This window comes from Halococcus sediminicola (assembly GCF_000755245.1).
GTDB lineage: Archaea > Halobacteriota > Halobacteria > Halobacteriales > Halococcaceae > Halococcus > Halococcus sediminicola.
This window is the reverse complement of the sequence record NZ_BBMP01000004.1, coordinates 111,543-125,922: the sequence shown is the minus strand read 5'-3', so window position 1 is coordinate 125,922 and position 14,380 is coordinate 111,543. Positions and strand designations below refer to the sequence as shown.

The 14,380-nt window shown below is 57.1% G+C and carries 21 protein-coding genes and 1 pseudogene; 7 read left to right on the top strand and 15 right to left on the bottom strand.

Annotated features, from left to right (window positions below):
• The first annotated feature begins 27 nt into the window (after window positions 1–27).
• Window positions 28–615 carry a winged helix-turn-helix domain-containing protein gene (locus ACP97_RS01810; protein ID WP_049996134.1) on the top strand — a complete coding sequence of 196 codons (588 nt, stop codon included), beginning with the start codon at window positions 28–30 and terminating at the stop codon, window positions 613–615.
• On the top strand, window positions 612–1,130 hold the full coding sequence (locus ACP97_RS01805) for a hypothetical protein (RefSeq protein ID WP_049996133.1): 519 nt from the start codon (window positions 612–614) through the stop codon (window positions 1,128–1,130). The genes ACP97_RS01810 and ACP97_RS01805 overlap by 4 nt, the downstream gene beginning before the upstream one ends.
• A 90-nt stretch (window positions 1,131–1,220) precedes the next feature.
• Here the strand turns inward: ACP97_RS01805 and ACP97_RS01800 are convergent, their stop codons facing one another.
• The 3 genes from ACP97_RS01800 to ACP97_RS01795 all read right to left on the bottom strand — a co-directional run bounded on the left by ACP97_RS01800 (window position 1,221) and on the right by ACP97_RS01795 (window position 2,296).
• Entirely contained in the window at window positions 1,221–1,412 is a 192-nt protein-coding gene (locus ACP97_RS01800; RefSeq protein WP_154019893.1) for a hypothetical protein, read from the bottom strand.
• Between the two features lie 8 nt (window positions 1,413–1,420).
• Window positions 1,421–1,582 (bottom strand): PaaD-like zinc ribbon domain-containing protein, encoded by a 162-nt coding sequence (locus ACP97_RS21360; RefSeq protein WP_449404913.1) that lies wholly within the window; start codon window positions 1,580–1,582, stop codon window positions 1,421–1,423.
• A gap of 522 nt (window positions 1,583–2,104) precedes the next feature.
• On the bottom strand, window positions 2,105–2,296 hold the full coding sequence (locus tag ACP97_RS01795; RefSeq protein ID WP_049996131.1) for a hypothetical protein: 192 nt from the start codon (window positions 2,294–2,296) through the stop codon (window positions 2,105–2,107).
• Window positions 2,297–2,587: 291 nt separating this feature from the next.
• On the opposite strand from ACP97_RS01795, the gene ACP97_RS01790 reads away from it, so the two are divergent.
• Window positions 2,588–2,992: a hypothetical protein gene (locus ACP97_RS01790; RefSeq protein WP_049996130.1), complete on the top strand. Its 405-nt coding sequence runs from the start codon at window positions 2,588–2,590 to the stop codon at window positions 2,990–2,992.
• A gap of 236 nt (window positions 2,993–3,228) precedes the next feature.
• On the opposite strand, the gene ACP97_RS01785 is transcribed toward ACP97_RS01790, so the two are convergent.
• The 5 genes and pseudogenes from ACP97_RS01785 to ACP97_RS01770 form a co-directional block, all read right to left on the bottom strand.
• On the bottom strand, window positions 3,229–3,681 hold the full coding sequence (locus tag ACP97_RS01785) for a VOC family protein (RefSeq protein WP_049996129.1): 453 nt from the start codon (window positions 3,679–3,681) through the stop codon (window positions 3,229–3,231).
• 227 nt (window positions 3,682–3,908) lie between these two features.
• The gene (locus ACP97_RS19590; RefSeq protein ID WP_154019892.1) at window positions 3,909–4,070 is read right to left on the bottom strand and encodes a hypothetical protein; all 162 of its coding nucleotides are present in this window, start codon (window positions 4,068–4,070) and stop codon (window positions 3,909–3,911) included.
• 101 nt (window positions 4,071–4,171) lie between these two features.
• On the bottom strand, window positions 4,172–5,323 hold the full coding sequence (locus ACP97_RS01780) for an arginase family protein (protein WP_049996128.1): 1,152 nt from the start codon (window positions 5,321–5,323) through the stop codon (window positions 4,172–4,174).
• Window positions 5,324–5,853: 530 nt separating this feature from the next.
• A pseudogene (locus ACP97_RS01775) lies at window positions 5,854–6,048 on the bottom strand (IS5/IS1182 family transposase); the annotation flags it as partial.
• A gap of 109 nt (window positions 6,049–6,157) precedes the next feature.
• Window positions 6,158–7,444: an amidohydrolase gene (locus ACP97_RS01770; RefSeq protein WP_049996127.1), complete on the bottom strand. Its 1,287-nt coding sequence runs from the start codon at window positions 7,442–7,444 to the stop codon at window positions 6,158–6,160.
• A 179-nt stretch (window positions 7,445–7,623) separates the two neighbouring features.
• Here ACP97_RS01770 and ACP97_RS01765 point away from each other — a divergent pair, with 179 nt between their 5' ends.
• Window positions 7,624–8,646 carry a threonine ammonia-lyase gene (locus tag ACP97_RS01765; protein WP_049996126.1) on the top strand — a complete coding sequence of 341 codons (1,023 nt, stop codon included), beginning with the start codon at window positions 7,624–7,626 and terminating at the stop codon, window positions 8,644–8,646.
• Between the two features lie 122 nt (window positions 8,647–8,768).
• Here ACP97_RS01765 and ACP97_RS01760 read toward each other — a convergent pair whose 3' ends face one another.
• The 7 genes from ACP97_RS01760 to ACP97_RS01735 form a co-directional block, all read right to left on the bottom strand.
• Window positions 8,769–10,322: a sodium:solute symporter family protein gene (locus ACP97_RS01760; protein WP_049996125.1), complete on the bottom strand. Its 1,554-nt coding sequence runs from the start codon at window positions 10,320–10,322 to the stop codon at window positions 8,769–8,771.
• 2 nt (window positions 10,323–10,324) lie between these two features.
• Window positions 10,325–10,642 (bottom strand): hypothetical protein, encoded by a 318-nt coding sequence (locus ACP97_RS20255; protein WP_202593532.1) that lies wholly within the window; start codon window positions 10,640–10,642, stop codon window positions 10,325–10,327.
• Window positions 10,643–10,746: 104 nt separating this feature from the next.
• The gene (locus tag ACP97_RS19585) at window positions 10,747–10,899 is read right to left on the bottom strand and encodes a hypothetical protein (protein WP_154019891.1); all 153 of its coding nucleotides are present in this window, start codon (window positions 10,897–10,899) and stop codon (window positions 10,747–10,749) included.
• Window positions 10,900–11,342: 443 nt separating this feature from the next.
• Window positions 11,343–11,744, bottom strand: a complete 402-nt coding sequence (locus ACP97_RS01750; RefSeq protein ID WP_049996123.1) for a Fic family protein — start codon at window positions 11,742–11,744, stop codon at window positions 11,343–11,345.
• Complete coding sequence (locus ACP97_RS01745; protein ID WP_049996122.1) at window positions 11,741–12,025, bottom strand: hypothetical protein; 285 nt, start codon at window positions 12,023–12,025, stop codon at window positions 11,741–11,743. Before ACP97_RS01745 ends, ACP97_RS01750 begins: the two co-directional genes overlap by 4 nt.
• Before the next feature lie 32 nt (window positions 12,026–12,057).
• Window positions 12,058–12,399, bottom strand: coding sequence for a hypothetical protein (locus ACP97_RS01740; RefSeq protein WP_049996121.1), 342 nt, complete (start codon window positions 12,397–12,399; stop codon window positions 12,058–12,060).
• Window positions 12,392–12,622, bottom strand: a complete 231-nt coding sequence (locus tag ACP97_RS01735; RefSeq protein WP_049996120.1) for a hypothetical protein — start codon at window positions 12,620–12,622, stop codon at window positions 12,392–12,394. The genes ACP97_RS01740 and ACP97_RS01735 overlap by 8 nt, the downstream gene beginning before the upstream one ends.
• A 190-nt stretch (window positions 12,623–12,812) precedes the next feature.
• On the opposite strand from ACP97_RS01735, the gene ACP97_RS01730 reads away from it, so the two are divergent.
• The 3 genes from ACP97_RS01730 to ACP97_RS01725 are packed head-to-tail and all read left to right on the top strand — an operon-like array spanning window position 12,813 to window position 13,860.
• A complete protein-coding gene (locus tag ACP97_RS01730) occupies window positions 12,813–13,244 on the top strand; it encodes an SWIM zinc finger family protein (RefSeq protein WP_049996119.1) in 432 nt (143 codons plus the stop codon).
• Window positions 13,244–13,405 carry a hypothetical protein gene (locus tag ACP97_RS19580; protein WP_154019890.1) on the top strand — a complete coding sequence of 54 codons (162 nt, stop codon included), beginning with the start codon at window positions 13,244–13,246 and terminating at the stop codon, window positions 13,403–13,405. Before ACP97_RS01730 ends, ACP97_RS19580 begins: the two co-directional genes overlap by 1 nt.
• A complete protein-coding gene (locus tag ACP97_RS01725) occupies window positions 13,402–13,860 on the top strand; it encodes a hypothetical protein (RefSeq protein ID WP_049996118.1) in 459 nt (152 codons plus the stop codon). Before ACP97_RS19580 ends, ACP97_RS01725 begins: the two co-directional genes overlap by 4 nt.
• Window positions 13,861–14,380 lie beyond the last annotated feature (520 nt).

The following is a 14,380-nucleotide window of genomic DNA, read 5'->3' as shown; positions in this document are numbered from 1 at the left end:
TATAATCTGTAAACACGCGGCTTAGCTATGTCACGAACAGCTTCACAACAGGAAGGAGAAATCATTCGCGACTTTCTCTCGATCGCTGATCTCCTCGAACAGCCCCAGCTCGCCCGTATCTACGCATATCTCTACCGTGAGGGTGAGGCGACCGTCAGCGAACTCATCGACGTGCTCGATCTCTCCCAAGGAACTGCCTACACTTACGTGAACCAGCTCACCGATACTGGCGTTCTCACTTCTACTACAGATACCCAACCCCAACGATACACAGCCGTCGAGATCAATCTCACCCTGACCGTCAGCGACGATCGTGAATACACCATCTCACCCGCTCTCATTGCCGCAGTCGCACGCCGGACGACCGACGACACCATCGACTCGTATATCGATCGTCACGGCGTACACGGCCTCGCAACCGCGCTTACCCACACTGTCGCTCGTGAACAGGGTGAGACCACCCACCGCCTCGTGGCCGACGATCTCGGTATTACCGAGCTCAAAGCCGAAGTGATTCTTCAGGCGCTTCGGCCGATCGTTCGCGAGCATTTCTCGCTCGAAGACTCCGGTGCATCGCTGGCGGACGTCGTTGACGCCGAGAACCTCGACGTGTGAGCGCGCTTCATATCGCGGATACAGGCTTTTTCGTCGCCCTCGGAAACTCCTCGAACGAGCGCTACCAGCGGGTGCGGACCTTCGCTAAGCGGAATGAGATCGTGTTCGTTGTTCCGGAACGTATCTACGAGGAGTTGACCGGGAGTGAGGACAGCGAGATCGACGAAGCAGAAGCGATTCCGATCGACGCTGCCATTGATGAAGGCTGGGTTGAGGTTGCTGATCCATTGGAGTATACGAATCCAATAGTTTCGAAGACGATGGACGGCATCCAGCGATACATCGCGAACGCCGACGGGCGGTCGGCCGACGAAATCGAACGTGCTGACCCAGCGCTTGGAGCGCTTGCTGCACAAGCACTTAGTTCGGGAACCACGACTCACGCCTATATCTATACGACCGATATCGCTGCCGGCGAAGGGGCAGAGACGGTACTCGGGAGTGAGGGGTACGATGACGCTGTGACGTTCGTCAACGGCTTTCGATTTATTGATGATCTCCTCGAAGAAGGCTGATTCGAAATGCGTGTGATTCATCGGGAAATTAGCTTCACTTACTGATCGCAGTCAGCGATCCGCGCGAATAGAGTGTTGCAGTGTCGTCAGCTACGGCGCGTGAGGGTCGTTGGAATCGGCCAACGGCGGCTCACCGCCCCCGATGTCGAACTCGGTCTCACAGTTGAGACAGCGATATTCCGGGTCTCCGTCCGCGCCTGTGGCGGGAAGGGTCTCAACGTTCTTGGACTCACAACTGGGACAGGCGACCGTCGGAATCATGTCGTCGGGTGTGTCGCGCATGGTGTTTTTCACCCTAGTTTGATCGCCATCGGTCCGGCACTGGAGTCGAATTCATTGTTACAGTCTCGGCAGAGATACTGAAGCCCGCGTGCGGCAATCTGAACCGTATCCGGTGAGTCACAAGTCGGGCACGCGACCGTGTTCTTGTTCGCGTTGGCTGTATCGTTCATGGTGGCTCACCTCGCCGAATATTCGGTGCAAATGGTTGTAAATCTCGTGGCTGTGCTGACAATCCTCCGGAATGAACTACTTCGGGTCTTGTTACAAAGTCCTCGAAGACGACCACTCAACCCGATCAAAAGTATATCCACCGCACTCAGGGCATACCTGCCGCTGGAGTCTGAAGCGCGCCCCACAGCTCTTGCACTCGTATGTATCGGATTCGCCACGGTCGGCCCTTGTGAATGCTGTTTTAACGCGTCCCAGAGTGCTCATTGCAATCCACCTGTGCGGAGTATTAACATTCCACAAGATGAAAGTCTTGTGCCATCCTATAGTTATCAATCATCTCAAGAAACTCAATAAGAACGAGAGCACAGTGTTTCATCGAGAGCGTGGTCAATCCATTCTTGGAACACCTCGAAACGGAACCCAATCGTTAGCTTGGACGACTGGGGCCGTTCGTAGCGCTCGTGCGCGACTGTCGGGGCAAGGTGGGCGGGAAGGGCTTGACCAAATTGAAAATGGAAACTCTACGAGAGATCCGTACGCAAGTCGTCCCAGCAGTCGGGACAGAGCTGCCGGTCGATGCAGTAGCGTTTGACTTCGGCTTCGTTGCCCATGAACTGTTTCGTCGAGCGCGTCGTGTCCTCGATCTCGAGGGTGACGCGGTGGCGAGGCCGTTCCTCGGAGACGGACTCGTCACAGAGCGGACACGCTGCCATATCGTTATAATTGTAACGCGAGGAGATAAATCTACCTGAAATTCTTCGTAATCTATCGACAGTGTGAATTCACGACACAAGCCACCTCATCAGAGACTTCCGGCGAGCGAGCCAGCGAAATCATCGACTGGCATTGGTGAATAACCCGCCTTGTGTAACATCTCGTCTTGGCTGGAAGGCTCGTCTGTTACATAAGTCAATCCAACGGCGCTGGTCGCGACGAATCAAGAACCCGAGCGAGCGACTGGCAGTTTATCGTCTCTCCGGAGGGGGGGTTGAGGTGTCCACAGAATGAGCAACGGCGACGAGTCGGGCGGCGGTCAGCGATGGTCGCGACCGCAGCACGCCGTCGCGTATCAGGAAGCACGGACAGTGCTGAACGCACAGCAGCGCAAGAACAATCTCGATGACAAAGCACTCAGAACGACTCGGTTGGCAACAGTGGCCGTTGGAGCGCTCATTACGGCACCCGGAACGCTCGATATTGACATCACGTGGTCAGTTGGTATCGTCGGTATCGGATTGCTCATCATCTCGTTCGGGAGCGGTCTCGCAACGTACAGCGGCTTCGGGCCGAGTCTCGGACCTGGAGCGAGCGACCTTCAGCGCTTGCTCGAGATGAACGATGAAGACTGGAAACGGCAGTTCCTCACCCAGATGGGAGAGTGGATACGTCTCGGTGCAACTCGGCTATAGTGTTTAGCAGAAGTCCCCATATTTTCTCTTCGCATATTCCACCTCAGCTGTCAGAAACAGCGTGCAAGATACAAGGCGCGTATCTTGCATCCTGAATTGGCAAATCACACAGCCCAGCTGAAGATCAGCGTTGGTAGCGTCTGGTCGCAGCCGCCGATGGTGTTGAGCGAGGATTCTCGTCCACAATCCCACTGCTCATTGTGATCAGATATGGGAGTCGGGAGCTGGACGGCAGCCTAACTCGCTTCTCTGGGGGCGATCTGCTCGGTTAGCTCGATGATCAATCCCTCAGGCCCACGGACATAGCAGAGTCGGTAGGCGTCCTCGAAATCACGGACCTCACCGACCGTGTCAAAGCCGTTGTCTCGCAGTTCATCGACGATCGCGTTGAGGTCATTAATCTCGATAGCAATGTGTCGGAAGCCCAGCTGGTTCGCCGGCAAGGGGTGCGCGCCCTCACTGTCAGCCGGCGTATGGTACTTGACGAGTTCGAGCTTACCGCTACTGTCCGGCACTCGGACCATCACTACCTCCGCTCGGACGCCGTCGAGACCGTTGATCTTGTCCACCCACTCGCCCTCGACCACCATCCCGCCCTCGCGCTCGAATCCCAGATCAAGGAAGAACGCGGCCACGGCGTCAAGATCATCGACGACAACACCCACGTGATCGAAACGTAGCGTCCCCATGTCACTCGCTCCTGAGAAAGTCCGACTCCAGTGGGGTGATGTAGATCTGCAGCTCCCGGTCACCGACTGAGATGGGTTTCATCGAGTTCATCGACTTCTATATGATCGGGAACAAAGATAGCTGTTGCCGTACTGAATATAGCCTCTGTATCTCGCACGCTGATCTCAGTCAGTCACGAATCTGGCACGTTAGGAAGTATGAACACCACTGCGAATCCCTATAGGACTCACCGTGCTCTCGGTGACCGATACTCGTCCCACTCGCCGGGCTGGTAGCCGTCTTCGACGTGCTCGACGTCGCCACGTTCGACGGCCGCTTCGAGCGCATCGCGAACAGCGTCAGGGTCGTGGGAGCTGAAGTTTGTGAGTATTTGGCTCTGTTGAATCACTAGACGGCGTCGGGATCGGTCGCTAAATCAAAGACGCTGAAGCGGGAGGTTTGCGTTGTCCATGACCCAAATCTCCCGCTTCACCGGGCGGTGCGTTCTGGTCACTCGACCGGCCAATACTCTCGATGGCGCTCGACCGCCTCGTCGATCCAGTCGTCGACCAGTCCGGTCGGCTCATCGAGGAATTCGAAGGGGTCGTCGGTTCCGTACTGCTCCAGATCGACCGTGTGGTTGAGGATGCCCTCGAAGACACCGAGCGTGGCGAACGAGAGGTGTGATGGCTGGTAGCCGCCCTCCTGAATCAGTGCCAGCGCGCCGTCGGCGGTCTCGTCGGCGAGCCGGCGAACACGGGCCCCCAGCTCCCGGAACCCCGCCCGAGTCACGATGTTCCGTCCGTTCATATCCGCAGGGCCGGCATCCTGGCCAGCACTGACGATCACCAAGTTCGGATCGAACTCGGCGACGGCCGGTTCGACGATTCGGTCGAACACCGACTCGTAGCCGCGGTTGCCGGTCCCTGGCGGCAGCGGGACGTTGACGGTGTACCCCTCGCCGTTTTCGGTGCCAACCTCCTCGATCGACCCTTCCTGGGGATGATACTTGGGATGCCAAGAGCCGTGGTCGTTATGCGCGCTCACGAACAGCACGTCATCGCGGTCGAAGAAAGCCTCCTGGGTTCCGTTGCCGTGGTGGACGTCCCAGTCGACGATAGCGACTCGGTCGGCCACGACGTCGGCACCGTCGTCAGCGAGCGCCGCCTCGGCGGCAAGCGCCGCGTTGTTAAGGAAGCAAAACCCGTCTGCGCGGTCCGGCTGGGCGTGGTGGCCGCTCGGGCGACACAGCGCGTACGGGAGTGCGTCGTCGCCATCCCCGTTCACGAGCGCGGCCGAGGCCGCCTCAATCGCGGCGCCGGCTGACACGCGGGCGGCATCGGCGGTGTGTTCGTTCATTCCGGTCGTCGTGTCCCCGATCCGACCTCCCCCGTCGGCACAAAACGCCTCAATCCAATCGAGGTACTCGGGGTCATGGACGCGTTTGAGCGCCGCCCGGCTCGCCGACGCCGGCGAAACGGTCTCTGTGACGTCACCGAAGGCATGGTCGATCATCGCCCGGATGTTCTCGACGCGCTCCCGACGGTCCGGGTGGACTTCAGGGGCTGCGACGATGGGCGTGTCGGGGTACTTGGAGGCACCCGTCGGCGGTTCGTGGTCGAGCATACGGTCGTCCCAGTACACGGTAATATCGGATGTCATCGGTGGCTATGGTGTCGTGTGTTATGGTTGCTATTCGTTCCGTCGATGCGATGTCGTCGGATCGATCGTCGTGATGGATTCGAATCGGTTGCCATCGGATCACTCCTCGGTCTCGCAGTACTCAACGGCGATCGCGGAGATCGTCGCCGCGGCCTCAAGCAACGAGGTGACCGTGGTGTGTTCGTCCGCCCCGTGAAGGTTCCCCCCCCCCCTCATCCGGGCCGACCGAGACGGCGTCCACGTCGTAATAGAGCTGGTAGAAGCGCTCGTCGAGGGCAGCGTTGCCGCCGACGAACGACCCAGAGCGTCGCACTATTCCGCGAGTCCGTATGCCGTGCCACGACGATTCCCGACGAAAGAGGCGATTCATCCTCTGACTTCGGCAAATAGGCTCCAACCATCGCAGCGGAAAGTTCCGGGTCACTGTCTGCAATGTCTGCCGCTCGGAAATGCCGATAGCTATTGCCGTACTCATCGCTGTCCAAGAAACGACCGACTTGCTCTGTTGAAAATGCGGTACGAGGGTACGATCATAGTGTCTCGGCGAGTTTCTTGATGTTGTTGAGCGCGAACAGGAGAACAATCTCACGGAACTGACGATACCAGAACCGCGAACGCAGGACTCCGCCCTGCGTTCGCTTGACCGTCGAATAGGACGTCTCGGACATACATCGCTGGGTGTAGCCTTTTGTTCGGATGAGTGCGTTATTCGCAACGGCCATCGGTCGAAGATTCTGGAGCGTCGCTAGCCGATGTGGTTGACGCCGAAAATCTATGAGTATCTCTGCTGACCCCTATGAGCAATCTTATCTCTATTTTGATATTTGGTGCCAATCACGGCCTTTCACGAGATACCCGAACAATGGCATCGCAGATTGTCTCGACACCAATTCTGAGACTTGCTTCGTCGATATCGAAGCGACTGTTGTGATGGCCGGCCGGATGATCTGTTCCGATGATCGAGTAAGCAGCCTTGCCTCCATTGTCCTCGACAGCGTTCATTAAACAGGTTGCATCCTCGCTTCCTCCGAAATCAGCTTGCATGATTGACTCGGTGACTCCATCAATCCCTTTCGAAGCTTCATAGACCATCGCAGAGAGATCTTCATTGCTATCAGCCCGTGGTGAGTGACCTGTAATTTCGAAATCGACATCACAGTCGTGCATTGTAGCTGACTGCCGAAGGACTTGCTTCAGACGCTTGAACGTGTATTCCATCAGTTCAGTCGTCTCACCTCGTGCCTCAGCCTCGATTCGGACATTATCAGAAATGATGTTTGAAGCTGTTCCACCTTCGACACGGCCGATATTGACCCGTGTCGCGCCCTCTCCGTGACGTGGGATGGCGTAGCTATTCTGAATCGCCGTTCCCAGTGCTTGGATAGCGTTTTTTCCAGCTTCAGGAGCAACACCTGCGTGTGAACTCTCTCCAGAAAATTCGGCGGTGAATTTGATGTTTGCCAGTGGCCGGACCATTCCAGCAACTATCTCTCCGGTCGGATGACCGAGTCCGACATGGAGCGCGAGCAGATAATCAACGCCGTCAAGACGGCCCGACGCAGCCATGGGTTTGCCGCCGCTGCCACGCTCTTCAGCGGGCTGGAAAAAGAGTTTGAACGTTCCTTCGAACTCACTCTCTTTGAGCGCCTCCAAGACACCGAGTCCGATGGTCATGTGGGCGTCGTGTCCACAGGCGTGCATCGTTTGTTCGTTCTCGGAACGAAAGCCTTCAGCAGCAGGCAAATGGTCGTGTTCGGTGCTTTCATTGATATACAAGCCGTCGATATCGACTCTGAGAGCAATAGTTGGGCCATCTCCTTCTTTGAGGGTCACGACAGCACCTGTGTAGCCACCGCTCATCTCCGCAAGCAAATCGCTGTCGGCACCTAGCTCACGAGCGTTTTCCAGCCACTGGTCGTGTACGTCATCAGATGGAATAGACATCCGTTCTGTTGGGGCAAGTGCATCACGGCCGACATACATCTCGTCAACACCGATATTGGTCACCTCATTAACGATACGATCCATCGTATAATACTCACACCATGCCGGTTCTGGGTATCGGTGAAAATCACGGCGCAGATCGATAAGCCAGTCGCGGACCTGCTTTTGTGCGTTCATAGTTACCAGGATGCAAATTGTGGATGGTCGTATTAGTATTTGTGGACAGTACGGACTGTTGTTCACTGACTACGAGCATCAAACGATCTCTCGACCAGTCGGTACTAACAGAAACGACAGCTACAGTTGTCTCCAATCGATCATGGGCGCTTAATACAGCCGTGTCCATATTGGTGTGAGTGACGACATCATACGAATCAGTCGAATCACCCGATAAGACTACGATCTTTTCGTACCACGATCTGACCCCACCAACGACTCGTGATATCTACGAGGCACGGAAGATCGTCCGACAGTACATTCCCAGCACGCCATTGGTTCGCAGTGAGAGTCTCTCAACAGCTCTCGATGCCGATGTCTATCTCAAGCGTGAGGATACACTCCCAACTAGTTCGTTCAAAATCCGTGGGTTCTACAACCTCGTCAACGACCTTAACGAAGAATTCCACGAGCCGGGGCTCATCACTTCAAGCATGGGCAATCACGGCCAAGGGATGGCAACTGCCGCGCGCGAGTTTGACATTCCGGCAGTCATTGTCGTCCCCGAGACGCTCAAGAATCCGACCAAGACCGACAATATGGAACGGCTCGGGGCGACCGTTATCGCGCACGGTCGAGACGTTGACGAAGCTCGCGAGTACGCTGAACAGCAGGCTGCAGAGGATGGGTACCGTTATGTCCATGGCGGTAACGAACCCCATCTCATCGCCGGGCGTGCCAGCGCTGGTCTCGAAGTGATGGTTGATTGTCCCGGCGTCGATATTCTCATCAATCCAGTTGGAGGTGGAAGCAGTGCCGCAGCCTACGCACTCACTGTCGGAAAACTCCTTGGTGCTGACGTTATCGGGGTCCAAGCCTCGGGAGCGGATGCGGTTTATCGTGCGTGGAAAGATGGAATCGTCGAGATGCAGGAGAATGCTGAGACGTTCGCAGAGGGAATCAAGACACGAACACCGTTCGCACTTCCGCTTGAGATCATGCAGGAACATCTCTCGGAGATGGTACTCGTTGAAGACGATGATCTGCGGGCCGCTATTCGACGACTGCTCGCCGACGATAGTGTGTTAGTCGAAGGGGCAGCCGCCAGCAGCGTTGCAGCGGCACTCCAGTTAAGTGATGAACTGACAGGGAAAACAGTCGTTCTACCGATTTCGGGCAGCAACCTCTCTATGACCAAGCTCCGGGCGATCGTCCACGATTAGTCTCGATGAACCGGGAAGGCTCACGGCTGTTCATGCGAATGCAGGGCGGACGTGGTGACAGACAACACAGACGGTATTGCTAGCCGTCTACCGAACGACAGTCCCGTCCGCGATGACTGTGCTTACTCCGCCTCGTCTGATTGAGCCCCACCATCCGTCGCAGTTACAGAGGAACTCTCGCCCGACGTTTGTGCTGTAGATGGTGCAGGCCGTGATTCTCTAATAATATCTTGTGCGAACTCTTTGTCCTCGACTTCGGTAACCAAGCTCACCGTGACGAAAACGACAGTCGTGGCGATAAGCCCCCAGAACCCGGCATGCAGATCCAGTGGGGAAGGGACGATGAACGTAAAGAGGATGGTCACGATACTGCCGGCGAACAGTCCAGACAGTGCCCCAGTTTTTGTCGAGCCTGGCCAGTAGAAGGCACCGAGCATCAACGGGAGGAACTGGACCACCGCGCCGTATGCCGCCGCCTGTAGCGGAACGATATTGACCGGGCTAAACAGCGCGAAATAGTACGCGACACCGACCGTGGGAAAGACGGCAAGTTTCATCAATCGGGTCTCGCTTTTGTCACCAATATCCGAATCGAACAGCGGTTTGTAGAAGTCCCTAGTAGTAACACTCACCGATGCATGGACGATCGAGTCCGCGGTACTCATCGTTGCCGCAAGCGCACCAGCGAAGAACAGTCCGATGAGAACGGGATGAATCCCGAGGTCTGTAATCAAATACGGCAAGATGCGATCCGGACTGCTCAGTACGGCTGGGTCAACTGTGGTCACACCAGCGTACCCGATTAGCAAGATCGGGATCAAAATGAACTGGAAGGTTGGATAGAGCGCGACCGTTTTCTTCAGTGTCTTCTCGTTGTCGGCCGAGTAAGCACGCATGAACAGGTGAGGCCACATGACGAATCCAAGCGCCGAAACGATGATGAAACTCGAATAGCGGAGCATCGACATCTCCGGCAGCCCGACAAGCAAATGGGTGGAATTGCTGTTGGCGATCTGTTCGAACATCGGCTGTATGCCGCCATGAAGCTCAAAGGGGAGGTACAATCCGAGGAACCAGGCAAGTACCAGCATCATAACTCCCTGAAGCACGTTCGACCACCCAACACCCATCATTCCGCTTGTGAGTACGTAGATGGCGATCACAAGAAAGGGCAACAGCCCCGACAGCCAGAACGGAATGAGCCCGTTGCTGGCCTCTGTGAGAATGAAGGCAACGCCCTTGATCTGGACGACCAGATACGGAATAAACGCAGCAACCGAAGCGATCGCCATGAGCGCGGAGAGATACTTGCTGTTATACCGGTCGCTGAGGAAACCCGCCTGGGTTACGTAGCCCCGTTTGCGACCAAGCCGAGCGACTTTCGGACCGAAGATATACCACAGCAACATTCCGAACCCACCGTATGCAACAATGTACAGTGCAGCCGCACCCTTGCTAAACGACCACCCTGGCCCACCCAAGAACGCAAAAGCACTGTTGATGCTTGCACTCATGACGAAATACATCACAAGGAGGCCGATTCCCCGACCCCCGGCGACGTATCCCTCCGTGCTGTCTTGATCTGCCTCCCCGCGACTTCGCAGCCCGATCCAGAGCGCAAAAGCGAGATAAAGGAGGGGTATTCCCGTAATGAACAGGGTATCCGTCGTGACCATGTTCAACTGCCTCCCAGTAGTTTGCCTTCGTCAAAGCGGTACAGGAGATACGAGTTGATGGTGATGAACACGAGGACCATCGTGACCCAGAACATGTTGAACGGAAGTCCTAGCACGTATGGTTCGATCCGATTGAATGCGATGAAGCCCGGCCAGACGACCGTGCCAAGCAAGAGTACGTACACGGCAAAGTGAAGCAAGTAGCGGTAACGGGCTTTGCGAGGTGTTTCTTCCCAGAAAAGGTCGAGTCCCCTTTCTGATTGATCGCTTGAGACGGTGGATTTTCCATCGGAATCGACTGCAGTGTCTGTCTGTGCCATGTTTGTGATATTGTACCACTGTGTCTGTGGCAGGATGACGAATTATTGGGTGGTATATAAAACTTACCTACGCTGCTGTGTTGAATAGGCATAGGGCATGGTAATCACAGCAATTCACAGAAATATTTGACGTTTGAAACGACGAACTTCAGGACGATTTCCAGCCACCGCATCACCATGCTTGCACCAGAAGCTTCGATGTCAGCGCGGAGCTCGCCACCCAAATTATCCCAGCGCTGGAGCGTGCCGTCGAACATCCCGATGTGACCGAAAATTTCGCGGCAGTGCTCTCGACTCAGGCGGTTGAGGGCGAAGACCGTGTCGAGACAGGGGTGGATGTCTGGTAAGCGCAACGGTCCGTCTCTGTTGTAGATTTACGGAGGTCCGGTCGATAATGCGACGACCAGCGAACCTTATGTACAAATCCGATGGGTGGAAAGGCCAATTATTACACAAGGTTAGCTGAGACCAGCGCGAGGATGCGCGGAGGAGCAGAATCTCGGCGTAGTATAACCATTACGCTCTATTGAGAACATAGACAGGTCCGGGGGATCAGCGTTCGGGTGGGATCAGTCGGCAAGCGCGTCGAGGACGTCTTTCTCGCGCTTGATGGTTTCTCGCGCCCGCTCACGGTACTCTTCAAGGTCGTCCGATTCCTGTTCTGGCTTGCTCATAGTAGTGGTGTGGTTCTTCTCCATCTTTAACGCTCCGGCAGTTTGCTTTCGTCAATCTCGCCGGTTTCGAGCCATTCGGCGAGTGCGTCCGTGTCGAACAGCCCGGCGCGGCGAACGATACGCTCGATCACAGCAGTATCCTGTGGCAACTCGACGTCAAGCCCCTGCTCATCCAGATACTCCATCGTCACGGCCCAAGCCGTCCGTTTGTTCGCATCCTCGAAAACGTGGACGCTCTGGATTCCGAAGAGCAACACGGCAGCTCGGTGCCACGGGTCGTCGTACTCTCTCGCCGGTTCGATGACGTTCTGTCGGAGCTTGCCTTTCGGGGCCGCAGCACGAACACCCTTGTATTTCAGGTCGTACTCCGCTTCGATCTCATCATGCATGGCGAGTATCTCATCGGGCGTCGGTAGATTCTCAGTCATGGCGGTTCGATCTCGACGACCTCGCCGTCCACGACGGGTTCGCGAAGCGTGCGGGGCTGGTCATCATCTGTAGAGGCTCCAGGCTTGTCGTCCCATCCGAGTTCCGCGCCGGACGACCCGCCCACCTTGCTGAAAGTCAGTCCCCTATTCGACACCTCATGCACCTCCCACGCCCTGCTACCAGTCCGCCGGAGCGACGGAACCTCGTAAACCGCCCCGGTGCGAAACTCCTCGACTGAGCGAATGACGTGACGCTCCCAGTGCTCGTTCTCCTCATTCATCGTTCCTCCCGGCGCTCTCAATGCGTCGAAGGTCACCCATCGTTTTCCTCCTCAACCGGCGCGAGACGACTCTCCGGGTAGGCATACATCCGAATCCGTGCGCGGGCGCGCTCGCTTGCACCCAACTGGAGCACGTCATCGGCTTCCCAGTCGATACCCATCGCCTCCTCGATGCTCTCGACGAACGCGACGTTAGCCACCGGGTCGCCCGCCGGATACTCGGGATTCGCCTCGGCGACGGTCTGGTCGATGGCCGCAACATAGCACTCCTCGGCGGTCTTGTCGCGCCCGCCGAGAACGAACATCCGGCTCTCATCGCCGCTCTCGCGGTCGATCGCGCGCTGACCGCTCTCAAATCGGCGAAGATCACTCATCGCAAACGACCTCACGGAGTTCTTCGAGCAGGTCCGGACGCTGTTCCTCCAACACATCCATATCCCGGCCGATAGTCTCGATTTTAGTCCGCACACGGCTTATGACTCGGTACCGATAGTTATCGGTCACATCAGCATCGCCGGTTAGTATTTCGCGCTCTCGTTCAGTCAGCAAGCCTCGGTATTGGTCATCTGGCACGATTGCCTGTTTGGCTTCTTCCATACTTACTGTATGTGGTCGCATTGCTATAAATATTACTGTAAGTAGTCATCGTTACCACAAGCAGTAACCTTTATGTGACTGTAGATAGTAATTTGTAGTAGAGACAGACCGGCCCCTCGGGGTGTTCTCAGCGAGAGAATGCCCGCGTGGTCCAACACGCGGGCTGGCTGTTTCAAGGAGTCCACAGCCAATGTCCACTACAAATGCGGCCCCGGAAAGCAGTATCGCCCTGACGGCTGCGCGATTCGAACGCGCGGTCGCTCAAGACATCGAAGCCAAGTGCATCGCGCCACTCAGCTACGAGGTCACCCACGACGGTTCGGCCTACGAGGTCGACCTTCAATCAGGCCATTGCACCTGCGAGGACCGGCAATTCCGCGGTCTCGGGTGCAAACACGCCATCAAATGCGCTCTCGACGCGCTGTTTACCGACGGCGCACAGAGCCGTTTCATCGCTCAAGTTGCCCAGTTTGCCCGCGAACAAGGCTGTCCGTTCGGTTCGCGCGACTGCGACGGTCCGTGTGGCGTTGGCGTCTATCCCTGCCCGGACTGCGTTTCCGGCGTCTCGGTCGGTGACTGGGCGGTCTGGACCCATCTCGTCCGCGACACGGGAGGCCGCTGATGGCGGCGTTCTGCCGCGGCTGCGGGAAGGACATGTGGGAATACAGCGCCGAAGAGCAAGAAGAGGGCTGGTGCATCACCTGCGCGCCCGAACTCTACCAGTGGGATGCCAAATTCGGGAGTGGCGTTGACCCAGTGAGCGGCGTGAGGGTGGACCGATGAGTCGCGTGCGCGACGCGAGTGGCCGCTTCGCTAACGGGTTCGCCCGGACCGCCGACGCTATCCTCCGCTCGGGTGCGGATATGCACGGCCGGACGTTCCTCGACGCGCCCGAACCGCTCTCGAAAATGGGCGCGCCCGAACCCGACCCTGACGGCGAGAAATTCCTCTATGCGGTCGCCGTGCGTGCGGTGGTCCGCTGGAGCGCGGGTGAACGGCCGACGCGCCACGTCGAGGTCGAGTACGTCGACCCCGCCAGAGAGCACGTCGTGGTCCGCGAAGTGCCGGGCCGTCTCGGCTCTACCGACGGTCGCGTTCGCGTCACGGCCGTCGAGTGGGGCGCAGTCCCGCGTCGTATCGCCGTCGAGCGGGGAGAGCACCGGGCGCTCGATGCGGACGCCGACGAACACGCGGCCTATGGCGACGTGCTCCACACGCACGAAGCGGTGCGGCGATAACCGATTCGTCAAAGGTCGGCGAGCGCGTTCGGTGGTCATCGGCGCTCTGAACCCTCGCCGAGCGCGATGGTGATCTCGCGCGAATTCCGCAAAGGCGGCACTGTTACGATCGATCACCGTCTCCAGAGGCTTTCGGTTGCCTTATGTAACGAACTCGTATATCCCGATCCACTACTGTTACACAAGGTCGGATGGGAAGCGAGAGAAAATATGAACAGTATCACTCGTTGTCGATGTACTCGGAGGTGAGCGTGCCGTCGCTTGTGCGATAGTAGCGATACTTGTACGGACCGTGTTTCTCCCCCCCCCCCAGTTATGCACTTGCACGTCTCGTCGCCGCAGGTCATTTTCTCCATGACCACCGTTCCCTCTCTCCCATCGCTCTCGTCGCCGACCGGCTCCGCCGCCTGCGACAGATCGTCGTTCTCAACCGGCCGCTGCTGCCACTCAATCAGTTCGTTGAGATACTCGCGGGTATCCGAAAGCGCCGCGACATTCTGCTTGGGCAGGCCCTCAGCGA